Origin of the sequence: Bradyrhizobium iriomotense (genome assembly GCF_018130765.1) — a bacterium.
GTDB lineage: Bacteria > Pseudomonadota > Alphaproteobacteria > Rhizobiales > Xanthobacteraceae > Bradyrhizobium > Bradyrhizobium iriomotense_A.
This window is the reverse complement of record NZ_JAFCJZ010000019.1, coordinates 151,855-171,996: the sequence shown is the minus strand read 5'-3', so window position 1 is coordinate 171,996 and position 20,142 is coordinate 151,855. Positions and strand designations below refer to the sequence as shown.

Annotated in this window: 23 protein-coding genes and 1 tRNA gene; 6 read left to right on the top strand and 18 right to left on the bottom strand. The window is 63.5% G+C overall.

Translation table 11 applies throughout. The features are described 5' to 3' along the window. The coding region (locus tag JQ635_RS28525) for a transposase (protein ID WP_211413091.1) at positions 1-243 on the top strand (243 nt) is incomplete at its 5' end. Between the two features lie 257 nt (positions 244-500). Here the strand turns inward: JQ635_RS28525 and JQ635_RS28520 are convergent. The 5 genes from JQ635_RS28520 to JQ635_RS28500 all read right to left on the bottom strand — a co-directional run bounded on the left by JQ635_RS28520 (position 501) and on the right by JQ635_RS28500 (position 4,609). Then, positions 501-1,325 carry an alpha/beta fold hydrolase gene (locus JQ635_RS28520; RefSeq protein WP_211413090.1) on the bottom strand — a complete coding sequence of 275 codons (825 nt, stop codon included), beginning with the start codon at positions 1,323-1,325 and terminating at the stop codon, positions 501-503. Between the two features lie 149 nt (positions 1,326-1,474). Next, a complete protein-coding gene (locus tag JQ635_RS28515) occupies positions 1,475-1,984 on the bottom strand; it encodes a hypothetical protein (RefSeq protein WP_211413089.1) in 510 nt (169 codons plus the stop codon). A 192-nt stretch (positions 1,985-2,176) separates the two neighbouring features. Further along, positions 2,177-2,485, bottom strand: a complete 309-nt coding sequence (locus JQ635_RS28510) for an EthD family reductase (RefSeq protein ID WP_211413088.1) — start codon at positions 2,483-2,485, stop codon at positions 2,177-2,179. A gap of 183 nt (positions 2,486-2,668) precedes the next feature. Then, entirely contained in the window at positions 2,669-4,375 is a 1,707-nt protein-coding gene (locus tag JQ635_RS28505) for an FAD-dependent oxidoreductase (RefSeq protein WP_211413103.1), read from the bottom strand. A gap of 33 nt (positions 4,376-4,408) precedes the next feature. Then, entirely contained in the window at positions 4,409-4,609 is a 201-nt protein-coding gene (locus JQ635_RS28500) for a hypothetical protein (RefSeq protein ID WP_211413087.1), read from the bottom strand. A gap of 316 nt (positions 4,610-4,925) precedes the next feature. Here JQ635_RS28500 and JQ635_RS28495 point away from each other — a divergent pair. Together JQ635_RS28495 and JQ635_RS28490 are read left to right on the top strand one after the other, a co-directional pair. After that, positions 4,926-5,000 (top strand) — tRNA-Thr (locus JQ635_RS28495). A 1,261-nt stretch (positions 5,001-6,261) separates the two neighbouring features. After that, positions 6,262-6,723, top strand: a complete 462-nt coding sequence (locus tag JQ635_RS28490; protein ID WP_211413086.1) for a MaoC/PaaZ C-terminal domain-containing protein — start codon at positions 6,262-6,264, stop codon at positions 6,721-6,723. A gap of 674 nt (positions 6,724-7,397) precedes the next feature. On the opposite strand, the gene JQ635_RS28485 is transcribed toward JQ635_RS28490, so the two are convergent. The 7 genes from JQ635_RS28485 to JQ635_RS28455 form a co-directional block, all read right to left on the bottom strand. Further along, a complete protein-coding gene (locus tag JQ635_RS28485; protein ID WP_211413085.1) occupies positions 7,398-7,874 on the bottom strand; it encodes a Crp/Fnr family transcriptional regulator in 477 nt (158 codons plus the stop codon). Positions 7,875-8,057: 183 nt separating this feature from the next. Next, entirely contained in the window at positions 8,058-8,915 is an 858-nt protein-coding gene (locus JQ635_RS28480) for an outer membrane protein (protein WP_211413084.1), read from the bottom strand. A 187-nt stretch (positions 8,916-9,102) separates the two neighbouring features. Continuing rightward, complete coding sequence (gene plsY, locus JQ635_RS28475; protein ID WP_211413083.1) at positions 9,103-9,789, bottom strand: glycerol-3-phosphate 1-O-acyltransferase PlsY; 687 nt, start codon at positions 9,787-9,789, stop codon at positions 9,103-9,105. A 139-nt stretch (positions 9,790-9,928) separates the two neighbouring features. Next, entirely contained in the window at positions 9,929-10,717 is a 789-nt protein-coding gene (locus JQ635_RS28470) for a class I SAM-dependent methyltransferase (protein WP_211413082.1), read from the bottom strand. Positions 10,718-10,814: 97 nt separating this feature from the next. Next, the gene (locus tag JQ635_RS28465) at positions 10,815-11,453 is read right to left on the bottom strand and encodes a ferric reductase-like transmembrane domain-containing protein (protein ID WP_211413081.1); all 639 of its coding nucleotides are present in this window, start codon (positions 11,451-11,453) and stop codon (positions 10,815-10,817) included. A gap of 12 nt (positions 11,454-11,465) precedes the next feature. Then, complete coding sequence (locus JQ635_RS28460; protein WP_211413080.1) at positions 11,466-11,969, bottom strand: Twin-arginine translocation pathway signal; 504 nt, start codon at positions 11,967-11,969, stop codon at positions 11,466-11,468. A gap of 192 nt (positions 11,970-12,161) precedes the next feature. Beyond that, on the bottom strand, positions 12,162-12,338 hold the full coding sequence (locus JQ635_RS28455; RefSeq protein WP_211413079.1) for a hypothetical protein: 177 nt from the start codon (positions 12,336-12,338) through the stop codon (positions 12,162-12,164). Between the two features lie 252 nt (positions 12,339-12,590). On the opposite strand from JQ635_RS28455, the gene JQ635_RS28450 reads away from it, so the two are divergent. Both JQ635_RS28450 and JQ635_RS28445 read left to right on the top strand, forming a co-directional pair. Further along, positions 12,591-13,595, top strand: a complete 1,005-nt coding sequence (locus JQ635_RS28450; protein ID WP_211413078.1) for an LLM class flavin-dependent oxidoreductase — start codon at positions 12,591-12,593, stop codon at positions 13,593-13,595. A gap of 130 nt (positions 13,596-13,725) precedes the next feature. Continuing rightward, a complete protein-coding gene (locus JQ635_RS28445) occupies positions 13,726-14,454 on the top strand; it encodes a helix-turn-helix transcriptional regulator (RefSeq protein WP_211413077.1) in 729 nt (242 codons plus the stop codon). Between the two features lie 16 nt (positions 14,455-14,470). Here JQ635_RS28445 and JQ635_RS28440 read toward each other — a convergent pair whose 3' ends face one another. The 6 genes from JQ635_RS28440 to JQ635_RS28415 are packed head-to-tail and all read right to left on the bottom strand — an operon-like array spanning position 14,471 to position 19,080. Next, complete coding sequence (locus tag JQ635_RS28440) at positions 14,471-15,346, bottom strand: amidohydrolase family protein (RefSeq protein WP_211413076.1); 876 nt, start codon at positions 15,344-15,346, stop codon at positions 14,471-14,473. Positions 15,347-15,358: 12 nt separating this feature from the next. Then, the gene (locus JQ635_RS28435) at positions 15,359-15,745 is read right to left on the bottom strand and encodes a RidA family protein (RefSeq protein WP_211413075.1); all 387 of its coding nucleotides are present in this window, start codon (positions 15,743-15,745) and stop codon (positions 15,359-15,361) included. Between the two features lie 25 nt (positions 15,746-15,770). Continuing rightward, positions 15,771-16,574, bottom strand: a complete 804-nt coding sequence (gene hpaH / locus JQ635_RS28430) for a 2-oxo-hept-4-ene-1,7-dioate hydratase (protein ID WP_211413074.1) — start codon at positions 16,572-16,574, stop codon at positions 15,771-15,773. A 3-nt stretch (positions 16,575-16,577) separates the two neighbouring features. Then, positions 16,578-17,438 (bottom strand): fumarylacetoacetate hydrolase family protein, encoded by an 861-nt coding sequence (locus JQ635_RS28425; RefSeq protein ID WP_211413073.1) that lies wholly within the window; start codon positions 17,436-17,438, stop codon positions 16,578-16,580. Between the two features lie 55 nt (positions 17,439-17,493). Continuing rightward, on the bottom strand, positions 17,494-18,111 hold the full coding sequence (locus tag JQ635_RS28420) for a flavin reductase family protein (RefSeq protein ID WP_211413072.1): 618 nt from the start codon (positions 18,109-18,111) through the stop codon (positions 17,494-17,496). Between the two features lie 3 nt (positions 18,112-18,114). Further along, positions 18,115-19,080: a Bug family tripartite tricarboxylate transporter substrate binding protein gene (locus JQ635_RS28415; protein ID WP_211413071.1), complete on the bottom strand. Its 966-nt coding sequence runs from the start codon at positions 19,078-19,080 to the stop codon at positions 18,115-18,117. Between the two features lie 132 nt (positions 19,081-19,212). Between JQ635_RS28415 and JQ635_RS28410 the strand changes: the two genes are divergently transcribed. Then, entirely contained in the window at positions 19,213-20,004 is a 792-nt protein-coding gene (locus tag JQ635_RS28410; RefSeq protein WP_211413070.1) for an IclR family transcriptional regulator, read from the top strand. Positions 20,005-20,142: the final 138 nt, after the last annotated feature.

Here is a 20,142-nt window from a genome sequence, read left to right as displayed (position 1 = left end):
GGCAAAAAGCCGCGCATCGCGTTCCGTCCCAACAGGCATCATCCAAAGCTGCCACCCCGGCTCAAACGCTACAACCTCCTCATCGCGCGCCGACGAGCCCAGGTCGAGACCACCTTCGCCACTCTCAAACGCCGCATGCGACTGACCTGCATCCGCTACGTTGGTCTGATGAAGGCAAGCGGCCAGGTCCTGCTTGCCTCGATCGCCTTCAACATGAGGCGGTGGGCCACGATCGCGGCCTGAGCCGCCCGCCGAGGGCGACAACTACACACTTGGCCGGCAATGGCCGTGACCGCGCCCCTCTCTCCGAACGTCCTCAGCCTCAAAAGCCGATAACGCAACAGGCCCCTTGTGGGAGAAGGTGGCGCGAAGCGCCGGATGAGGGGTTCTATCCGCGAACACAAATGTGAAGGGTCGCTCGTGGAGACAGACCCCTCACCCGTCTCGCCGCTGCGCGGCGAGCCACCCTCTCCCACAAGGGGAGAGGGTAAGAATCCTGCTCACTCCCTGAAAAATGCCAGCAGGTCGGCGTTGATCGTCTCGGCGTGCGTGGTCGGCATGCCGTGCGGAAAACCCTTGTAGGTTTTCAGGATGCCCTTCTTGAGCAGCTTGGCCGACAGCGGCGCGGAGTCGGCATAGGGCACGATCTGGTCGTCGTCGCCGTGCATCACCAGAACCGGCACGTTGATCTTCTTCAGATCCTCGGTGAAGTCGGTTTGCGAGAACGCGACGATGCCGTCGTAATGCGCTTTTGCGCCGCCCATCATGCCCTGGCGCCACCAGTTCTCGATCACCGCTTCCAGAGGTTTTGCGCCGGGGCGGTTGTAGCCGTAGAACGGGCCCGCCGCGATGTCGCGGTAGAACGCCGAGCGGCCGGCGGCGAGCTGGGCCTGGAAATCGTCGAACACGCTCTTCGGCAGGCCGCCGGGATTGGCCGCGGTCTGCACCATCAGCGGCGGCACCGCCGAGAGGATCGCAGCCTTTGCGACGCGGCTCTCGCCGTGACGGGCGATGTAGTGCACGACCTCGCCGCCGCCGGTGGAGTGGCCGACATGGATGGCGTTCTTGAGGTCGAGATGCGTGGTGAGCGCGGCGAGATCGTCGGCATAATGATCCATGTCGTGACCGTCGGCGACCTGTGCCGAGCGGCCGTGGCCGCGGCGATCATGGGCGACGACGCGATAGCCGCGCGTGACGAAGTACATCATCTGCGCGTCCCAGTCGTCGGACGACAGCGGCCAGCCATGGCTGAACACGATGGGCTGGCCCGAGCCCCAGTCCTTGTAGAAGATTTCGACACCGTCCTTGGTGGTGATGGTGGGCATAAATGGCTCCTTATGGCCTTGAGTCATCCCGGGGCGCGCGTCAGCGCGAACCCGGAATCTGGAGATTGTTTGAACGAGATTCTCAGGTGCGCGATTGCGCACCGGAGTTCGATGCTTCGCATCGCCCCGGAATGACGAGGGGGTAACGTTCAGGCAAACGTCATCGGCTTGTAGCGGCGCCAGGCGCCGATGGTCAGCACCACGAAAAACACCAGCACGATGCCCTGCACCACGGCGAACACGGGGCCTCCCGGTGGATTCGGCGGCACGGCGGGCGCGAGCGCGGCGAGCGCCGGCACCTTCAGGAACGACTGGATCACCAGCACGAACACGTTGAAATAGAGCGAGATCATCGCGGTCACGATGTAGACCGGACGCCAGACGCCAGAGAGCTTCATGCCGTAGAGCGCGAAGCAGGCGATCGCGAGCAGCACCAGCGAGATGATGCCAATGATGTGCGAGGGCAGCAGCTCCTTGAACGGGAACAGGAAGCCGGTGGCGCTGGTGAGGATGGTGAACAGCAGGAAGATCGCGGTGAGTCCCGGCATCGACTTCGAGCCGAGCAGCCCGAACATCACGACGAAGCCGGCAGCAATGGCGATCAGGCTGATGATGACATGGATCAGCGTAATGGCAGACAGGCTCAACCCGAGAACCATGACATCTCTCCTACTCTCTGCATTGAGACAACGAGAGTAGTATTACGGTCCTCATGGGATTGCCACATGCGTTGTCGTCACATGCATGAGCACAGCCATGCGTCATCGTGCGAATCGACAAACGCATGGCTGAATTTCTTGCAGCGCTGTCACAAACGACAGCAGGCTTTCGACGAAAGTTGAATCGATGCCTCACACTTCCTTGGTGTCGAAGATCAGGAGGTCGGCGCCACCGCTGGCGAATTTCGGCACGTCGGCGCCGGTCGCCTTGCCTTCCGGACTGGCGAAGGCCGCCTGAATGTCGGCCACGCTGTCGAAGGTGAGAATGGCGACGAGATGGATTCCGGAAGGACCTGCGGGAGATGCGACCGCTCCCTTGCTGACGGCGTATTTCTTCAGGCCGGGAAGTTTCTTCGCGAGCGGGATGTGGGTCTCGGCATAGTACTTGTCGAAGGCAGCAGCGTCCTTGGGCGTTTTGTACAGCACGACGATTTCAGCCATTAAGTCCTCCCTAGGGAATCCCTGTTTTTCCACGCGCGATTGGTCTCGCGGCGAGGCGATAGTCTGTGGGACGCAGCAAGATGGCAAGCGGGATTCGGCTTGCCATTCCCTTGCCTTCTCCTTGACTTATAGTTTGGGCACGATCTCGTCGGAAAACCGCTCCACACTTTTCCGGATCGTGCTTTAAAGCGCCGGTTTTGCGGCGTCGCCGAGATAGCCGTGCAAGGAGGCCACGACCTGTGCGCCTTCGCCGATGGCGCCGCCGACGCGCTTGACGGAGCCGGAGCGGACGTCGCCGACGGCGTAGACGCCAGGCACCGAGGTTTCGAGCGGCGCCACCAGCTTGCCCTGATTCAACTCGGACTGCGCGCCTGTCACGACGAAGCCGCCGCGATCGAGCGTCACGCCGCAGCCGTGGAGCCAGGAGGTGGCGGGATCGGCGCCGACGAACAAAAAGAGATTGCGGATGTCGGCGGAATCCTCGTCATCGGACAGCCGGCTCTTCCAGCGGATGCGCCTCAGCAGCGAGGTCTCGTCGCCTTCGAGCGCTGATATCTCGGTGTTGAACATCAATTCGATGTTCGGCGTCGCTTCGATGCGCTCGATGAGATATCGCGACATGCTGGCGCCCAGGCCGCCGCCGCGGATGATCATCAGCACCTTCTTCGCATGGCCCGACAGAAACACCGCGGCCTGACCTGCCGAATTGCCTGCACCGACCAGCGCCACCTCCTCGCCGGCGCAGAGCCGTGCCTCCACCGGCGAAGCCCAGTACCAGACGCCGCGGCCCTCGAACTTGTCGAGATTGGCGATGTCAGGCCGGCGATAGCGCGCGCCGCTCGCGACCACCACCGCGCGCGAGCGCAAGGTGTCGCCGCAATCCAGCGCCAGCGCAAAAGTGCCGTTGGCGCGCGAGCAATCCAGCGAGCTCACCGACATCGGAATCATGATGTCGGCGCCGAACTTCTGCGCCTGGGTGAAGGCGCGTCCCGCCAGCGCCTGGCCGGAGATGCCGGTCGGGAAGCCCAGATAATTCTCGATGCGCGCGCTGGCGCCGGCCTGGCCGCCAAAGGCGCGGGTATCGACGACCGCGACCGAGAGACCTTCGGAGGCCGCGTAGACCGCGGTCGCAAGCCCTGCCGGTCCGCAGCCGACGATGGCGACGTCGTAGATGCGGTTGTCCTTGGCCCCGCCGATCATGCCGATGGCGCGGCCGAGCTCGGTCTCGCTGGGATTGCGCAGCACCGTGCCGCCCGCCGTGACGACGAGCGGCCAATCCTCCGGCTTCGGCGAATAGCGCGCGATCAGCTCGGCGGCGTCATGCTCGCTGTCGGGATCGAGCAGATGATGCGGCTGGCCGTTGCGGGTGAGAAAGCCCTGCAGGCGCACCACGCCGGCGGAGTTCGACGGCCCGATCAGCACGGGACCACCGATGCCGCCCTGGATCAGATTGACCCGGCGCAGGATCAGCGCGCGCATGATGCGCTCGCCGAGCTCGGCTTCGGCCACCAGCAGCGCGCGCAGCCGGTCCGGCCGGACCAGCAGCACCTCGACATCGCCCTCGGCGCGGCCGTCGACCAGCGCCGGCCTGCCCGAGAGCTGGCCGAGCTCGGCCAGAAATTGCCCCGGCCCCTGATCGATCACCGGGGTGACGTGACCGAGACCGTCGCGCTGGGTGATGGCGACGTGGCCCGCCAGCACCACGAACATGCCCGGCCCGGGCTTGCCGGTCTCGAACAGGAGTTCGCCGTCCTTATAGTGCCTGAGCTCGCCGAAATGGCGCAGGCGCTCGATCTCGACTTGTGTCAGCGTCGGAAAGGTCTGCTCGGGACGCGTGAACTGCGCCATCTGCGCCTCCCTGTCGGTTCGTTGCACCTCGTCCTGCGCCATCGTCATTCCCGCTCATTCCAAAATCTACGGCCTTCAATCGTCCGCCTTGCCGGCGGTCCCCTCATCTAGGGTGCCATCGTCGTTCTGCGAGGGCTCGGTGATTGCGGCGCGCTCGCGCGCCTGCAGCTTCCGCCGCTTCAGGTTTTCGCGCAGCGCCGATTTCAGCCGGTCATCCCGGGACGCCCGGCCCTGTTTCGAATTCTGGCTCGCGCTCTTGTCGTTTGGGTCAATCATCAAAGGTCCACCGCAGCGATCGGCCATAACATGCCCAACGAACATGGCAGCTCAAGAGGCGAGCGCGACCCGATCGTGCGAAACTCGAAATGGATCGAATCCGGGCCCTGGGCCAACTGGCCAGTTGGGCGGGGATATCGGACGCCGAATCGCCCGAAAGTCGGTCGTTTCAAGCGAAAACGGGCATTTTGGCCCCGATATCGACCCGATTTTCTCGTTTTGACGGAGCTTGCAAGCTTGCACAGGAGGGGGGCTTGTGGCAGATATCGGCCCGCTTGGTAGGCCCCTGTGGCGGCCGATTCTGATCCCAGCACATGCTGCCGTAGCTCAGTGGTAGAGCACTCCATTGGTAATGGAGAGGTCGACAGTTCAATCCTGTCTGGCAGCACCATTCTCTTCGTTCAATCCGACATGAATCAGCGTTCTCGCGGCATCTGACGCCCGAGTTTTGCTCTTCTCTTTCGCCCTCCTCTGTGAAGAGGGCGCAGGGAAGGCCGGGTGCCGGCTGGCACCCATGATCCGCTGCGCGAAGATTTGCACACGCAAATGCGCAGGCGGGACAACAGGTGGGCCGGAAAACACCCGGCCTTCCCTGCGCGATGGATTGACGGCTTATGCCTGCTCTCCCCGGAGCCGAGTTCCTTCTGGCCTCCGTCACCTCGCGAATTGGCGATGTCTCCAGGCCCGGTTGAGCCTAGAACCATCTCCGCAAGGCTTGACCGTAGCAACGACGGTCAGGACCACACGGTTTTGCCGTACGCAGCTGCGCCGTCCGTCCGCACGCTAGCCAAGACCTCACGAGGTTCATCTCGCCCTGGTCCCGCCTTCCCGTGCCCGACGCAGCCGCGTCCACCGCACCCCGATCCACGTTCGTTACGACGTACGATCGCCCCTCTCCGGGGACCGGGATGGCGGGATACTGCCGTAATTCCGAATTTCGGTAAAGTAGAATATTTTTGCGGGAGGGGATTGACGGGGGTTTGGCGCGAAGGGGGTGTTTTGCCCGACGGGTCAGATTGGCGTGCATGGAGAACACAAGCCCGACGGCACATCCCAAAGACCTGATGCCGAGGTTCCTGCCTGCTCAGCCGCGCAAGTAAGGTTAATTCTTCCTTTCGATTGTCGGTAAAATTTTATCTATTATCGTCTTCTCATTCATAACGAACCAGAGGCTCCGATAGTGTTTGCGTTTTGCCTGATCGTGACTGGGACTGTGCTGCTTCTGTCCGGCTTGGTTGCCTTCGGCTTTCATCGAAACTCGCTGCACTCAATGGCGTTGCTCTAGCCGCACCGGCCTTCCCTGAACGTCCGGATCTCTCTGGCCAAGACCTGAGCATCCGCGGCAGGATTACGAGAGATCGGGCGCTTCAGCGGACTTGCAGAGCTTTTGTTAAGAGTGCGCCAAAGGCCAACGCGTAGGATGGGTAGAGCGAAGCGAAACCCATCAGAGCCTTGATCGGTGACGAGACATGATGGGTTTCGCAAGTGCTCTACCCATCCTACGCGCTATCCATCACTTCGTCGGCCCGTCCAAATATTGTGACGGCTTAAGGCCAGAGGGGGACGTGGTGATTTTGACCGGCGCTGGGGCTATAGTTCCCAAAGTCAGCTTATGCCGTCCTTTCGTCAGCCCGTGCGTAGAGGATTGACTAATGACCCGCGGATATTTTGAAGACATCGAGATCGGTGACAGCCAGAAGGCTGGGCCATATTCTGTCTCCAAGGAAGAAATCATTCAGTTCGCCAAGCGGTATGACCCGAGGCCCTTCCATATCGATGAGGCCGCCGCTGCTCGTTCCGTTTTTGGCGGACTGTCGGCTTCTGCTGCCCACACGTTCGCGATCTTCATCTCGCTCACTAACGAATTACAGCCGCCGGTCCGTGCCGTTGCCGGGTTGGGCTATGATGAGCTGCGGCTACCCAACGCAGTGCGTCCCGGCGACGAACTCTATCTCGAAGCGACCACGTTGGAAAAGCGCGAGTCGAAGTCGAGACCCGATAGTGGAGTCGTTCGCGGCCAGTTCCGCTTGCGCAACCAAAAAGGCGATACGGTGCTCCAGTGCGTCGGCAACGGTCTCGTTGCGAGGCGACCGGATGCGAAAGCATCAACGTAAGCCATTGTCGGCTCGGTCGGTTGTCTGCCTTGGATCAGCCCGCAGGACGGGCAGAGCGAAGCGAAACCCGTCGAAGGCCTGCGCCAATGTGAAGCATGATGGGTTTCGCAAGTGCTCTACCCATCCTATGCGGGCACGCATCAACGTGTCTCCGATGCCTCTTCCTGCACCGCAACCTAGGAAGTATTGCGCGAACCGGCGAAGCAAGGAGTTGCGGCCCATCGACGAGCCAGAACCGTGGTCGAACCCCGCGACATCCGAACTGCGTCGCACTGTCCGTTGGCCCTCCAAATTCATGGTGATAGACTCATATCTCGCGGTCTGTCCGGGAGGACACAATGGGATGGTTTGACGGGCTGTTTGGAAGGACGTCGGCGCCTACGACCCCACCACTCTTTGCGAGATTCAGGCGGAAATCACGGGCACCGACTGATCCTGATCTTCTGAAGATTGCCAAAGACCGAAAAGGGCATGTTTCGAGGAGAGCCGTAAGAGACGAATATCATCGGCTGCTCCTGGAGAAGTACGCGCACGATAAGTCGTGACTTTCGCAGGAAGGGCGGAGTGAAGCCCGTAGGATGGGTAGAGCGAAGCGAAACCCATCGGCATGTCGCTCGGTGACGAAACATGATAGGTTTCGCAAGTGCTCTACCCGTCCCACGCACGACGCGTGATCAACTGCCATCACCCGCCCGTTGCCCGGCAAACCGATCGTCGGAGCGGCGCAGCCGCCGGCAAAGCTCGCGATTGATGTTCTGCAGGACGATCACATAGGCGTGGATATCGGTCTTGTAGCAGGCGTAGAGCTTTCGGGCCGTCAGCTCGTACAGCACGGTCGGACTTTCCGTGACCACCGTGGCCGAGCGATTTTGCATTTCGATCAGCGTCATCTCGCCGAAGAAATCACCAGGCTCCAGACGGGAAATCGGCACGATGCTCCCCGAATTCGTGCGTTTGCTCACCGCCAGCCGGCCGGACTTGACGATGAACATCGAGCGTCCGGGCTCGCCTTCGGCCACGACGGTTGCTCCGGCATCGAAGCGGCACTCGACCAGCATCGAGATCAGGAGGTCGAGGCTTGGATCCGGAAGACCGCCGAAGAACGGCGTCGCCAACAGGAACGCTTTCAGATCGGGGGCCGTGACAGTCATCGCGCAAGGATACGCCTCACCGCTACTTGCGGCAAGCAAAGCACATATCGGCGCCGACGACGCCCAACCTGTTTGAAGAAAGCGGCCTGCAAAAGCGCACAGCGCGTCGGACGGGCAGAGCGAAGCGAAGCCGCCGAGGCGCTGAATTTCGCCTATTCTACGCGCTCATGCCGCAGACTGCAGTCACGGGCCGCCGAACCGATAATTGAAGCCGACGCGGAGAATGTTGTCGGTGACGTGGGACGAATACCGGACAGTCACCGGTGCGCCGCTGGGCGAGGTCACCGGCGTGATCGCCGTCCCCGAAACGGTGCCGAGATCGACATAGAGATATTCGGCCCTGGCGGACCAATTCGCGCCGATGAGCCCTTCAACGCCGGCGCCGATCGTCCATCCCACCCGCGTGCTGCGGTCGCCGAAAGATGTCGCGGCCGAGGTCAGAATGACGGTGTTCGTGCCCTGCGGCCCCGTGATGTTGGTGCCGCTGACGCCGCCGGTCGTGCTGACCTCGCCATAGGCGAGGCCGCCGGTCACATAGCCCAGAATCGCGGGCATGAAAGTCGTGCCGATGCGGCCCCGTACGGTGCCGAACCATTCCAGCTTCTGGTTGAGATTGAAATTGACCGGCATGCCCGGCGTATTGAACGGCGCCGTGTCGCCGATATGACCTGGAGTGCAGGCGCCGTTGAACGGAGCCGCAGCGAGCGTTCCGCCGGCGCAAACCGCAGCAGTGGTGCCCTTTTGCGCCGAACCCTGAACATCAGTTTCGATGCCGAACACCCAGTTCATCCGCTGCCAATTGTAGCCGGCCTGGCCGCCACCAATCGCACCGGTCATATCGAAACCGCTGGCGGCCGAGCTCAGCAATGCACCGCTTGCCGAGTCATAAAACGATTGGGTCGTGGAGGAGTTGCCCCAGCTGTAACCGACATTGAGGCCGGCGTAGAAGCCGTTCCAGTTGTAGACGGCGGGCGGAGCCGCATGCGCGCCAGTCGCGATCAATGACACCAAACACACGATACCACTGAGGATGCGCTTCATAACCGCTCTCCAGCTCAATATCAAAGGTCGGGCAATCGTTGTGAGCGTAGCGGAGTTTGGCGGTTTTCGCTGTGGCCCTTGCGCCACAAGCCCGGCTTCTTTTTGGACCTCATGGAACCCAAAAGGCGGAGCGGCTCGAGGTGATGGACATCGGTTCCGCCAGTCGTCTCACCCCATCCCGGATGCGCTAGGCTTGCGCTTCTGCCTTCGTGTCCGGGCCATTTCGACCGAGGCGTGGTTCCGTTCGCGTCAGCAGCCGCTGAATGTTGGCGCGATGGCGAACGATCACATAGATGCCGCCTGCGATCACGAGCAACCGATAGGGCAGCGGCTGCGCAAAGGCGCAGACCAGAACGATTGCGGTCAACGCCGCGAGCATCGAGCTGAGAGAAACGATCCTCGCAATCGCCAGCACGATGCCGAAGACCGCGGCAGCTCCCAGTCCCACCGGCCACGACATCGCCAGTAACACGCCGAGCCCGGTCGCCGCGGATTTGCCGCCTGTGAAGCGCAACCAGATCGAGCGGCTATGCCCGAGCAGCACGGCAATTCCGGCCAGGCAAACAACCCATGGCACCCAGACTTGCAGGTCAGACGCTGTGGGCGGGATCGGGGACAGCGCGGCATAGAGCCAGGGACAGAACGCGCGGGCAACGATGATGGCCGCCACGCCTTTCAGCACGTCGGCGACCAGCACCAGCAGCGCGGGCCATTTTCCAAGAGTCCGCAAGACATTCGTCGCGCCGGTGGATCTGGAGCCATGCTGACGAATATCAATGCCTCGAAGGAGTTTCCCCGCCAGATAGCCCGCGGGGATCGAACCCAGGAGATAGGCGATCACCAATGCGAACGCGCCCGCAGTCCAGAAAGCCATGGGATGAATTGCCTTCGAAAAAGATCAACGGGAATACCTTAGCGCGCAGGATGGGTCGAGCGAAGCGAAACCCATCAGACTCGTGCGGTGGCGAAGATGATGGGTCTCGCAAGTGCTCCCCCATCCTCAGCGCTGAAAGCTATTTGGGCCGGTGTCCCCTGATCGCGTGTGCGCGCGCATTGTAGGTGATGCGACCGTCCGCATCTGCCGGCAGGCGCGCGCGGACCCGCGCGATGAGCGTCTCGACGTCTGCGGGTTTCATCGCTGCAACGGCAGGCCGGATCGCAGGCGACTTCAGATTGATGGCCCAGAAGTCGTCGAAACCTGAAAACGTCCGTTGCACCGTAATCTCTCGCATTTGCACGTCCTCGAGACCTGCTCCTCGCCACAGGTCGCGCAACGCGTCCATGCGAGAGGCGTCCAACCGCGGCGGGCGGGTCGCTGTAACTCCCATTACCTTCATCTCGTCGTAGATCGGATCGAGCGGAAAGCCGCCACCCAACATGTCCCACATGTAGGTCACGACCGCACCGCCGGGGACGACGACCCGCACCATTTCGCTGACGCCCTTGGCGGGATCCGGAACGAACACGAGAACCAACGCCATCACAGCCGCATCGAAGCTGCTATCGGCGAAAGGGAGTGCCATGGCATCACCCTGACGAAACTTTGCCACGCGCGCCGCAGGTCGCGTGCGTGCAAAAGCGAGTTGCTCTGCGGAGGGATCGATGCCCTGGACCTCGACGGGGCTGCATCGCTCGACCAGGAGTTCAGTGAAGGCCCCGTTGCCGCAACCGATGTCGATCCACCGCAAGCCCGCAGGAGGTGCCAGCCAATCAAGGAATATCTCGCCGGCGGACCGGCTCCAGATTCCCATCATCTGCTCGTAGGCGGCACCGTCGTCGAAGTGAATTGTCTGCTCTGCCATTTCGAGATCCTCCCGGCCCGATGACGATCCTTCGCGCGCCATTCTGCACACAAGGACGGCATCGGGAAAGTCTCGGATGTGACCCGGTCCGCGCGGCTCACTGCCGCGCAATGCTCTCGCCGCGCAACGTCCGTCGCTTTCGCCACACCTGCAGGTCAATCATGACTTTCACAGTTGCCGCGAGGACGAGCGCGCACAGCGCCGCCTTCGAGATCGTCTCCATCGTCCCTTCGATCAGCAGGCAATGAACCACGCTGCCTGCGACGATGACGATCGCGAGCGGCACATGAACGAAGCGCCAGGTTCGCGGTCGCAATCCCAAGCGCCGGCGCAATGCTGCCAGAAGCGCGACGATGAAGATGGCCCACATGGCAATGACGCCGAAGGGGGAGAACGGCGTCGGCGATGAGAAGGTCAGGGCGTCGATCATGTCAGGCGGGCTGGTGATCCAGAGGCCGGCGACATGGATCACGATCGCCAGAGCAAGCGCGCCGCCGATCCAGTGATGGGCGCGCCGCCCGCGATAGGCCGATAATCCCGGCAAGTAGCCGCCGATCAGCAGGGGCTGAACGAGCACGAGAGCGAGCGCGACGATGCCGGCGAATCCCGCGAAGATGTAGACCGGACCGCGCCATGCGAGCTGCTCGCTTGCCGCGGCAGCGGCGATCGGCACGCCAATGGCTAGAGCAAGAGCGGCCCAGATCAGGATCACCCGGGCCGATTTCCACCGCGTCATTCGCTCGCCCGGTCAGGCCGGCTGCAGGACGAAGTGCGCCTCGAGGCTGGTCTCCTTTGCGCTGCGCATCACCGGGCGCAGGAAGACGGTCTTGAACTCCCCGCTGTCATAGGCGAGGTGACCATGCGGCTGGCCGAAGATCGGAATGATCTGCGGCATCTCGAGCCGGAACTTGCCGTCCTTGTCGGTGAGCGTGGCGCCGTGACTCTGCGGCTCGTGCTCCTGGCCTTCGACCGTGTGCGCCCAGATCTGGATGCGCTGCCCGGCCAGCGGAGCCCCGTCGCCGGCACGGCGCACGGTGCCGCTCATCCAGAAGCCGCCCTTGCCGATCCGGTCCACGATCGCCGCGCCCTTGCGGTAATTGTTCGCTCCGCCCGACATCGACTCGGTCGGCGCGAGGCCGTCCGCACGGGCGGGCAGCAGCAGCCCGGGTACGCCGGCCGCCAACATTCCGGTTGCGAGGACGGAGCCGCCGGCGACCAGGAGATTGCGGCGGTTGAGTACGACAATGGTCATGTCAATTCCTCCCGGCGTCCGTGCAATGCCGCCGACAAGCGTACAACAACAGGCGCAAAACGCCCAGTTGAGACCTTGGGCGCCACAGGTCGCAATAACAGTGTTGTGAACGGAGGCGCGGGCCGCTCAGACAGGTCCGTAGCATGGGGAGAGCGAAGCGATTCGCAACTGCTCTGCCCGTCCCACCGCTATTCAGCCGCGCTTGCCCTGTTGTCGTTCAAGGCGGAGCCTTTGTGCTCTCATACGCTTTATCTCGTCATTGAGAGCGTCGGTTTTTTCATCAAGGCGTGAAGTCTCTGATTTCGGCTCGTCGCGCTGACGTATCTTTTCGAGCGCTTTCTCAACCGAGAGCTTGGTCGGATCAGCCATCATACCTCTCCAGAAAGGAAATCAAAGCAACCAATGCCGGAAGTGAAAATGAAGCCAAGTTTTGAATGTTGACGTAAGTCAAACCTGCGCTGGAAGTCCGCAGGGTCAAACACGTTACCTGGGCAGTTCGCCGGTCACCCACGACAATTCCGAATGGCATCGTTGCGTCCGTGTCCAATCGACACTGCAACGCTAACATTTGGGCTGGACGGTATTACATATGGAGCCCGCGCTCCACCCGGACCCCCACGCATGATTCCCTTCTCCGTGCTCGACCTCGCTCCCATCCGCCAGGGCGGCGATGCCGCACAGGCGTTCCGCAACTCGCTCGATCTTGCCCAGCATGCGGAGAAATGGGGCTTCAAACGCTTCTGGCTGGCCGAGCATCACAACATGACGGGCATCGCGAGCGCGGCGACGTCGGTGGTGATCGGACATGTCGCAGGAGGCACCAAGACGATCCGTGTCGGGTCCGGCGGGGTCATGCTGCCGAACCACTCGCCACTGGTCATCGCCGAGCAGTTCGGCACGCTGGAGTCACTCTATCCCGGGCGGATCGATCTCGGGCTCGGGCGGGCACCTGGCACGGACCAGTTCACGGCGCGGGCGCTGCGGCGCGATCTCGCCACCACGTCCGAGAATTTTCCGCATGACGTGCTGGAATTGCAGGCGCTGCTCGGCAACGTGCAGCCGAACCAGGCGATCCGCGCCGTGCCCGGCATGGGCACGAAGGTGCCGCTCTGGATCCTGGGATCGAGCACGTTTGGTGCGCAGCTTGCGGCCATGCTCGGCCTGCCCTTCGCGTTCGCCTCGCATTTCGCGCCGCAGATGATGATGCCGGCGCTGCGCGAATACCGCGCGCGCTTCGAGCCCTCAGTGCAGCTCGACAAGCCCTATGCGATGGTCGGCGTCAACGTGTTCGCAGCCGACAGCGATGCGGAGGCGCAGCGCATGTTCTCCTCATTGCAGCAGCAGTTCATCAACTTACGCCGCGGCACGCCGGGCCCGCTGCCGCCGCCGGTCGACGACATGGACGCGCTGTGGTCGCCGGCGGAGAAGGCCGGCGTCGGCCAGTCGCTGTCCTGCTCCGCGGTCGGCTCGCCCGCCGTCGTCGAAGAGAAGCTGAAGGCACTGATCGCCGAGACCGGCGCGGACGAATTGATGACCACGGGGCAGATCTACGATCACGCCGCGCGGCTGCACTCGTTCGAGATCGCGGCCGAGGTGCGCGACCGGCTGGCGTCGCCCAATCGCTGAACCAGGCACCGGCGCGCCGCCTCGGCTGAAACCATGCGTGAGATTGCGGGCCCCGCAATGCTGTCCTAAAATCGGGATATGGAAAGGTAGCGTAGCGCCGATCCCTCAAGGCCTGATCGGAAGATCAACGATGGATGTGATCCGCAGCCGCGCATTCGAGTTCATCGAGACGGTCCAGCAGCTTTCCGACACCGCGAGTGTCCTGGATGCAATGGGACGCATGCTCGGCCAGTACGGCCCCGATCAGTTCTGTTGCGCCTATGTCGCCCCGCTCTCGACCGAGGCCCCGCGCGAGGCCGTTCTCGCCCATCGGCTGCCGCCCGGCTTTCTGGACATGTATTCCGCCGAGCAGTTCGTCTGGGACGATCCGGCGCTGCGCTACTGCAAGACGACGCTGCGCCCGTTCCGATGGCTCAGGGAAGCGCCGTTCGATCCGACCCGGGAGCCGCGCGCGGTCGAACTGGTACGCCGCGCCCGCGACTTCGGGCTGCGCGACGGCGTGATGGTCCCGATCGCTTCACCCGCCAACCGCATCGGTCAGATGTTCTTCGGCGGCCGCGAAATCGATCTGCCGGAGCGTGATTTGCCGGCCCTGCATCTCATGGCGCTTTATGCCTTCGACCGGGCGCTGACACTGCGCGGCCAGCCCGAGGCACGAACACTCGCGCTGTCTCTGCGCGAGCGCGAGGTGCTGACACTGGCGGCAATCGGGCGATCCACCGAGGAGATCGCCGATGCCTTGACGATCTCGGCGCGCACCGTGAAGGCGCACGTCAAGAGCTGCTGCAAGAAGCTCGGCGCGACCACCCGCACGCAGGCCGTGATGATCGCCATGCGCGACCGGATCATCTCGCCCTGATCCGTCGCGCTATGGCTTAGTCCGGAAAGCCGAACAGTTTTGCGGGATTGTGCACCAGGATCTTCTCCAGCTCGGCCTGGTCGGGCGCGTAGCGGTACATCAGCTCGAGCAGATCGGCATCGTTCGGCGGCTGCTTGACCGACACCGGATGCGGCCAGTCGCTGGCCCAGACGCAGCGGTCGGGGGCCGCCTCGATATAGGCGCGCGCGATCGGGATCACGTCGTCGTAGGGAGCGCCGGTCTGCGAGGTCTTCTCGCCGAGCGAGAGCATGACCCAGAAATTGCCCTTCTTGAGCAGCTCCAGCATCTTGCGCAGGTTGGGATCATCCCTGCCATTCGAGGGCACGGGCCGCGCCATGTGGTCGATCAGCACGGGCACGTCGAGGTTCTCGTACTTGGCGACACTCGACATGATGCCGTCCTTCTCCGGCTGGATCTTGACGTACCAGCCGAGCTCGCGGATGCGGGCGATGGCACGGGCGAAATCGGCATCCGAGAGCACGGCGCCAAGCTCCTGGCGGAAGCTGAAGCGTGCGCCACGCACGCCGGCATCATGCAGCTTGGAAAGATAGGAGTCGCTCGCCTCCGCGAATACCAGCGCATTGGCACAGCCGCGATAGTTCGGGCCCATCGCGGCGAGGCCGTCGAGCACGACGGCATGATCGGCGCCATAAGTGGTTGTCTGCACGATGATGCCGCGCTCGATGCCGAGCGTCTTGTGCACGCGCAGCGCCGCTTCCCAGGTCGCGGTCGGCATCCGATAGGCAGCTCCAGGGCGCTCCGGATATTTGTCGATGGGACCCAGCACGTGGAACTGGCTGTCGACGGTCTTGGGCGGCGGCGCCTTGACCGGACGGCGCGGATTCGGGTCGAACGGCAGATAGGTCGGCATGCAAACGCTCCTTCAGTCGATCACGGCGGTGAAGTCGCACTGCACCAGCGCGCCGCCATCCATGTTGTCCATCGGCAGCGCGTGGCGGGCCGGGCGCGAATGCTCGTCCGGAAACATTTTCAGCCACTCGACATTCACCGGGCCGCGCTGCGAGCGGTCCTTCAGCCAGACCGTCATCTTGATGATGTCGTCGGTGGTGCCGCCGGCGGCCTCCACCGTCGCCTTCATATGCGCGAACATGTTGGCGCATTGGGCGTCGAGGCTCTCGGGCATCGCATTGGTCGCGGGATCGCGGCCGAGGATGACGCCCGACATCACGAGATTACCGATGCGGCAGGCGTTCGGGATCGGATTGACGTGCTTGAAGCCGCCGATATGGATGCTCTTGCGCCGTGACATGGTGCGCTCCCTGCTTGTTGTTGCTTCAGACGAACTGGCACGACACCGAGCCGAAGGCGCCATAGTCCGCGTGGAAGGTGTCGCCGCGGCGGATGTCGACCGGACGCGTGAACGATCCCGCCAGCACCACCTCGCCGGCGGCGAGATATTCGTCATGCGGCGCGAGGCGGTTGGCGAGCCAGGCGATGCCGTTGGCGGGATGATTGAGCACGCCGGCGGCAAGGCCGGTCTCCTCGACCTCGCCGTTGCGGAACAGCAGCGCGCCGATCCAGCGCAGATCGGCATCCATCGGGCGGATCGGCCGGCCGCCGAGCACCAGCGCGGCGTTGGCGGCGTTGTCCGAGATCGTGTCCATGACTTTTCGCGTCTTGCCTGTCTCAGGATCGACGCGATGCATGCGCGTCTCAAGGATCTCCAGCGCGGGCGTGACGTAGTCGGTGGCGTTGAGCACGTCGAAGATGGTGCAATCGGGCCCGCGCAGCGGTGCCTTCAGCACGAAGGCGAGCTCGACCTCGATGCGCGGCGCGTGGAAACGATCGAACGGGATCGGCGCGGCGTCGGCATAGAACATGTCGGCGAACAGCACGCCGTAATCGGGCTCATTGATGCCGACCGCGTTCTGCATCGCTTTCGAGGTGAGGCCGATCTTGTGGCCCTTGATGACGCGACCGCGGCCGAGCTGGAGTTTCGTCCAGCTGCGCTGGATGGCATAGGCATCCTCGATGCTGAAGTCCGGATACTCCTTCGTGAACATCGGGATCAGCGCCTTGGTGCGCTCGGCTTCATCGAGGCGCGCGGCAAGGCGTTCGATCGTGGCGGTATCCAGCATGGTCTATTGCTCCGCGGCGACGGTGTTGCGCAGCACGCCGATGCGGCTCGACTCGACCTCGACGACGTCGCCGACTTTCAGCCAGCGCGGCGGATCGAAGCGCGCGCCCGCGCCTGTGGGCGTGCCCGTGACGATCATGTCGCCGGGCTTCAGCGTGGCGAAGGTCGAGAGATAAGAGATGATGAAATCGAACGGGAACATCAGCCGCTCGGTGGTGTCCTGCTGCCGTACCTCGCCGTTGACGCGCGTGATGATGTCATGCGGTCCGCGCGGATCGAGCTCGTCCGCCGTGACGATCCACGGGCCGATGCTGCCGGAGCGGTCGAAATTCTTGCCCTGCGTGACGTTGAACTTGCCGTGGCGCAGCCAGTCGCGGATTGTGCCTTCGTTGCACAAGGTCATGCCGAAGATGTGCGACCACGCCTGTTCGCGCGGGATGTGACGGCCGCCCTGCCCGATCACGATGACGAGCTCGCCCTCATAGTCGAGCTGGTCCGAAACCTTGGGCTTCTCCAGCGGCTGGCCGGAGCCGGTCATCGAGGACATGCTGCGCACGAACAGGCTGGGATATTTTGGCAGGTCCGAATTGTCCTTATATTCCGCATTGCGCTCGGCGTAGTTGACGCCGATGCACCAGAGCTTTTCCGGCGCCAGCACCGGCGGCAGCAGGACGAGCTTGTCCAGCGCATAGTCCGGCTCTTGTCCGGCAATTGCTTCCTGCGCATCGGCGAGCGCATTGGCGGCGATCAGCGCCTTCACATCCGAATAGTCGCGTCCGATCCGTTTGGTCAGGTCGACCACGCCGCCAGCAACGGCCGCGCCGTAGCGCGCCTCGCCGTCCAGGAGATAGCTCAGGAGTCGCATTGTCATTTCCTCCGATGATCTTGAGGCGGCTGGGCGCGACGGCCGGCCCGCGCACTCAGTCTTTCGATTTGGGCGTCTGGAAAACGGTGTTCAGCGTCACGATCTCGCCGAGGCGGGCGTAGCGCGGCCCGCCGATGCGCGCGATCGGGTCGAGCGCCTTGGTCTCGACCTTGCCGTCGTTCACGAGGCCATCGCGTAGATGGAACATCACGACCTCGCCGACGATGAGCCGACTCTTCGCATCGCCGAACTCGAGGCACTGGCGGAAGCGGCACTCCATCGCGACCGGCGCAGCGCTGAGCCGCGGCACCTTGATGCGCTCGCAGGGCAGCGTTTCCAGCCCGAGATGCTCGACCTCACTGACTTCAGGCGGATGCTCGACCGAGCTGTCGTGCACCGCCTTCATCAGAGGCGTATCGGCGATATGGATCACATACTCCTCGGTGTCGAGGATGTTGTGCGCGGTGTCCTTGTAGTCGGCGCCCTTGCGGCCGACGCTGATGGCGAGCATCGGCGGCTTCTGCGAGACGAAGGTGAAGGCGCTGAACGGCGCGAGGTTGAGCACGCCCTTGCTTGACAGGCTCGTGACCCACGCGATCGGACGCGGCACCACGATGCCGGTCATCAGGCGGTAGATGTGCTCGGCGCCGAGCTCGGTGGGGTCGATCCGCATCGATCATTCAGCCCTGATGTTGGCCTTGCGCACGACCGGAATCCACTTGGCGTCCTCGCGCTCCAGATAAGCCCTGAACTCGTCCGGCGTCATCGCCGTTGCTTCGCCACCGAGTTTTTCGAACTTGTCGACCACGCCGGGGTCTTTGAGGATCGCGACCAGCGTTTCATGCAGCTTGTCCACGACCGGCCCGGGCGTGCCCGTAGGCGCGAACAGGCCCGTAAAGGTCTGGCCGTCAAAATCCTTGTAGCCGAGCTCGGCGAAGGTCGGCACATCAGGCAGCGACTTCAGGCGATGCGGGCTGGTGACGGCCAGCGCGCGGAACAGGCCGGCCTTGATGTGCTGGAGGCTGACCGTGAGCTGGTCGAATGCGAACTGCACCTGGCCGCCGAGCAGATCGTTGACCGCCGGCGCATTGCCGCGATAGTGCGCGGTCACCCATTGCAGCTCGAGGTTCGACTGCATCAGCTCGCTGAGCAGATGGTTGGTGGTGCCGGGGCCGGGCGAGGCCATGGTCAGCTTGCCGGGCTCGCGCTTGGCGAGGTCGATGAATTCCTTGAAGTTGTTGGCCTGCACCGACGGATGCACCTCGAGCACCAGCGGCGTCATCGAGATGGTCGAGATGGGAAGGAAATCCTTCTTCCAGTTATAGGCCTCGCGCTTGTTGATCTCGGTCGCGAACAGCACCGGGCCGTTGGCGCCGACGAACAGCGTGTAGCCGTCGGGCGCCGACTTCGCGAAGGCCTCGCCCGCGATCATGCCGCCGGCGCCGGCCTTGTTCTCGATGATGAAGGGCTGGCCGAGCTTTTCCTGGAGCTTGTCGGCGATGATGCGCGCGGCGCTGTCGACATTGCCGCCGGCAGGATAAGGCACGATCAGCTTGACGCTGCGGGCGGGCCATTGCTGGCCCGATGCGGGCCCTGCCAGCATCGCGGCCGCAGCAGCGATGGCAATCCAGATTAATCTCATGTTAACCTCCCAGCAGCGCTTCCAATTCCAGTATCGAGTGCCGCTGACGTCGCGCACGGCATCCCGATCGCGGCGCAATCTCCAGATGCGCACTTTACCTGTCGAGTGAATTGTGGCGTTCTTGTCCATATTATGGACAGAACCAGATTGACCCGCAACGCCATGGAACCGCGGCAGGGCGCGCAGGCGATCCGGCGCGCGCTCGCGGTGCTGCGTATTCTTGCCGCAGGCCGCGAGGACGGTGTGCCATTGGCCGAGGTGGTGCGGACCACCGGCCTCACCCGTCCGACCGTGCATCGCATCGTCCATGTGCTGATCGAGGAAGGCATCGTCGAGCGGCACGAGCGCACCGGCCGCTACGCGATCGGCAACCAGGTGCCGGAGCTCGCGCTGGCGCGTCCCCGGCCATCGCGGCTGCTGATCGCCGCCAATCCCTCGCTGCAACGTGCCTCCGCCGCGATCGGCGATACGCTGTTCCTGACGGTGCGCACCGGCAACGACACGCTGTGCGTCGACCGCAGGATCGGCGTCTATCCGATCCAGGTGCTGTCGATCGAAGTCGGCGCGCGCCGGCCGCTCGGCGTCTCCAGCGCAGGCGTCGCCATCCTCGCTGCGATGCCGGCGCAGGAGGCGCGAAAAATCGTCGCGGCCAACGAGAAGCGGTTCGAGGCCTACCGGACCGATGTCGCGACGGTGCTCGGCGAAGTCACCGCCGCGCGACGGCTGGGATACGGCATGAGGGAGATCGGCCTGGTGCAGGGCACGAAATCGATCTCGACCTGGATCAAGACCCCGGACGGGCAGCCCGCCGCGGCGATGACCGTCTCCGCCGTTCGCACGAGGCTGGGGCCAAGGCGCGAGCAGGAGGTGGCGGAGATTTTGTTGCGAGAGGCGCGGATCATCGAGCAGGCGATCGGGGGGTAAGCACAGCCGGCACGCAGATGGCGTTCCTTCGCCTCTCCCCGCCTGCGGGGAGAGGCCGGATTGCATCGTCAGATGCAATCCGGGTGAGGGGGACTCTCCGCGAGTCCGTCTATCACCGTCCCCGGGGAGACTCCCCCT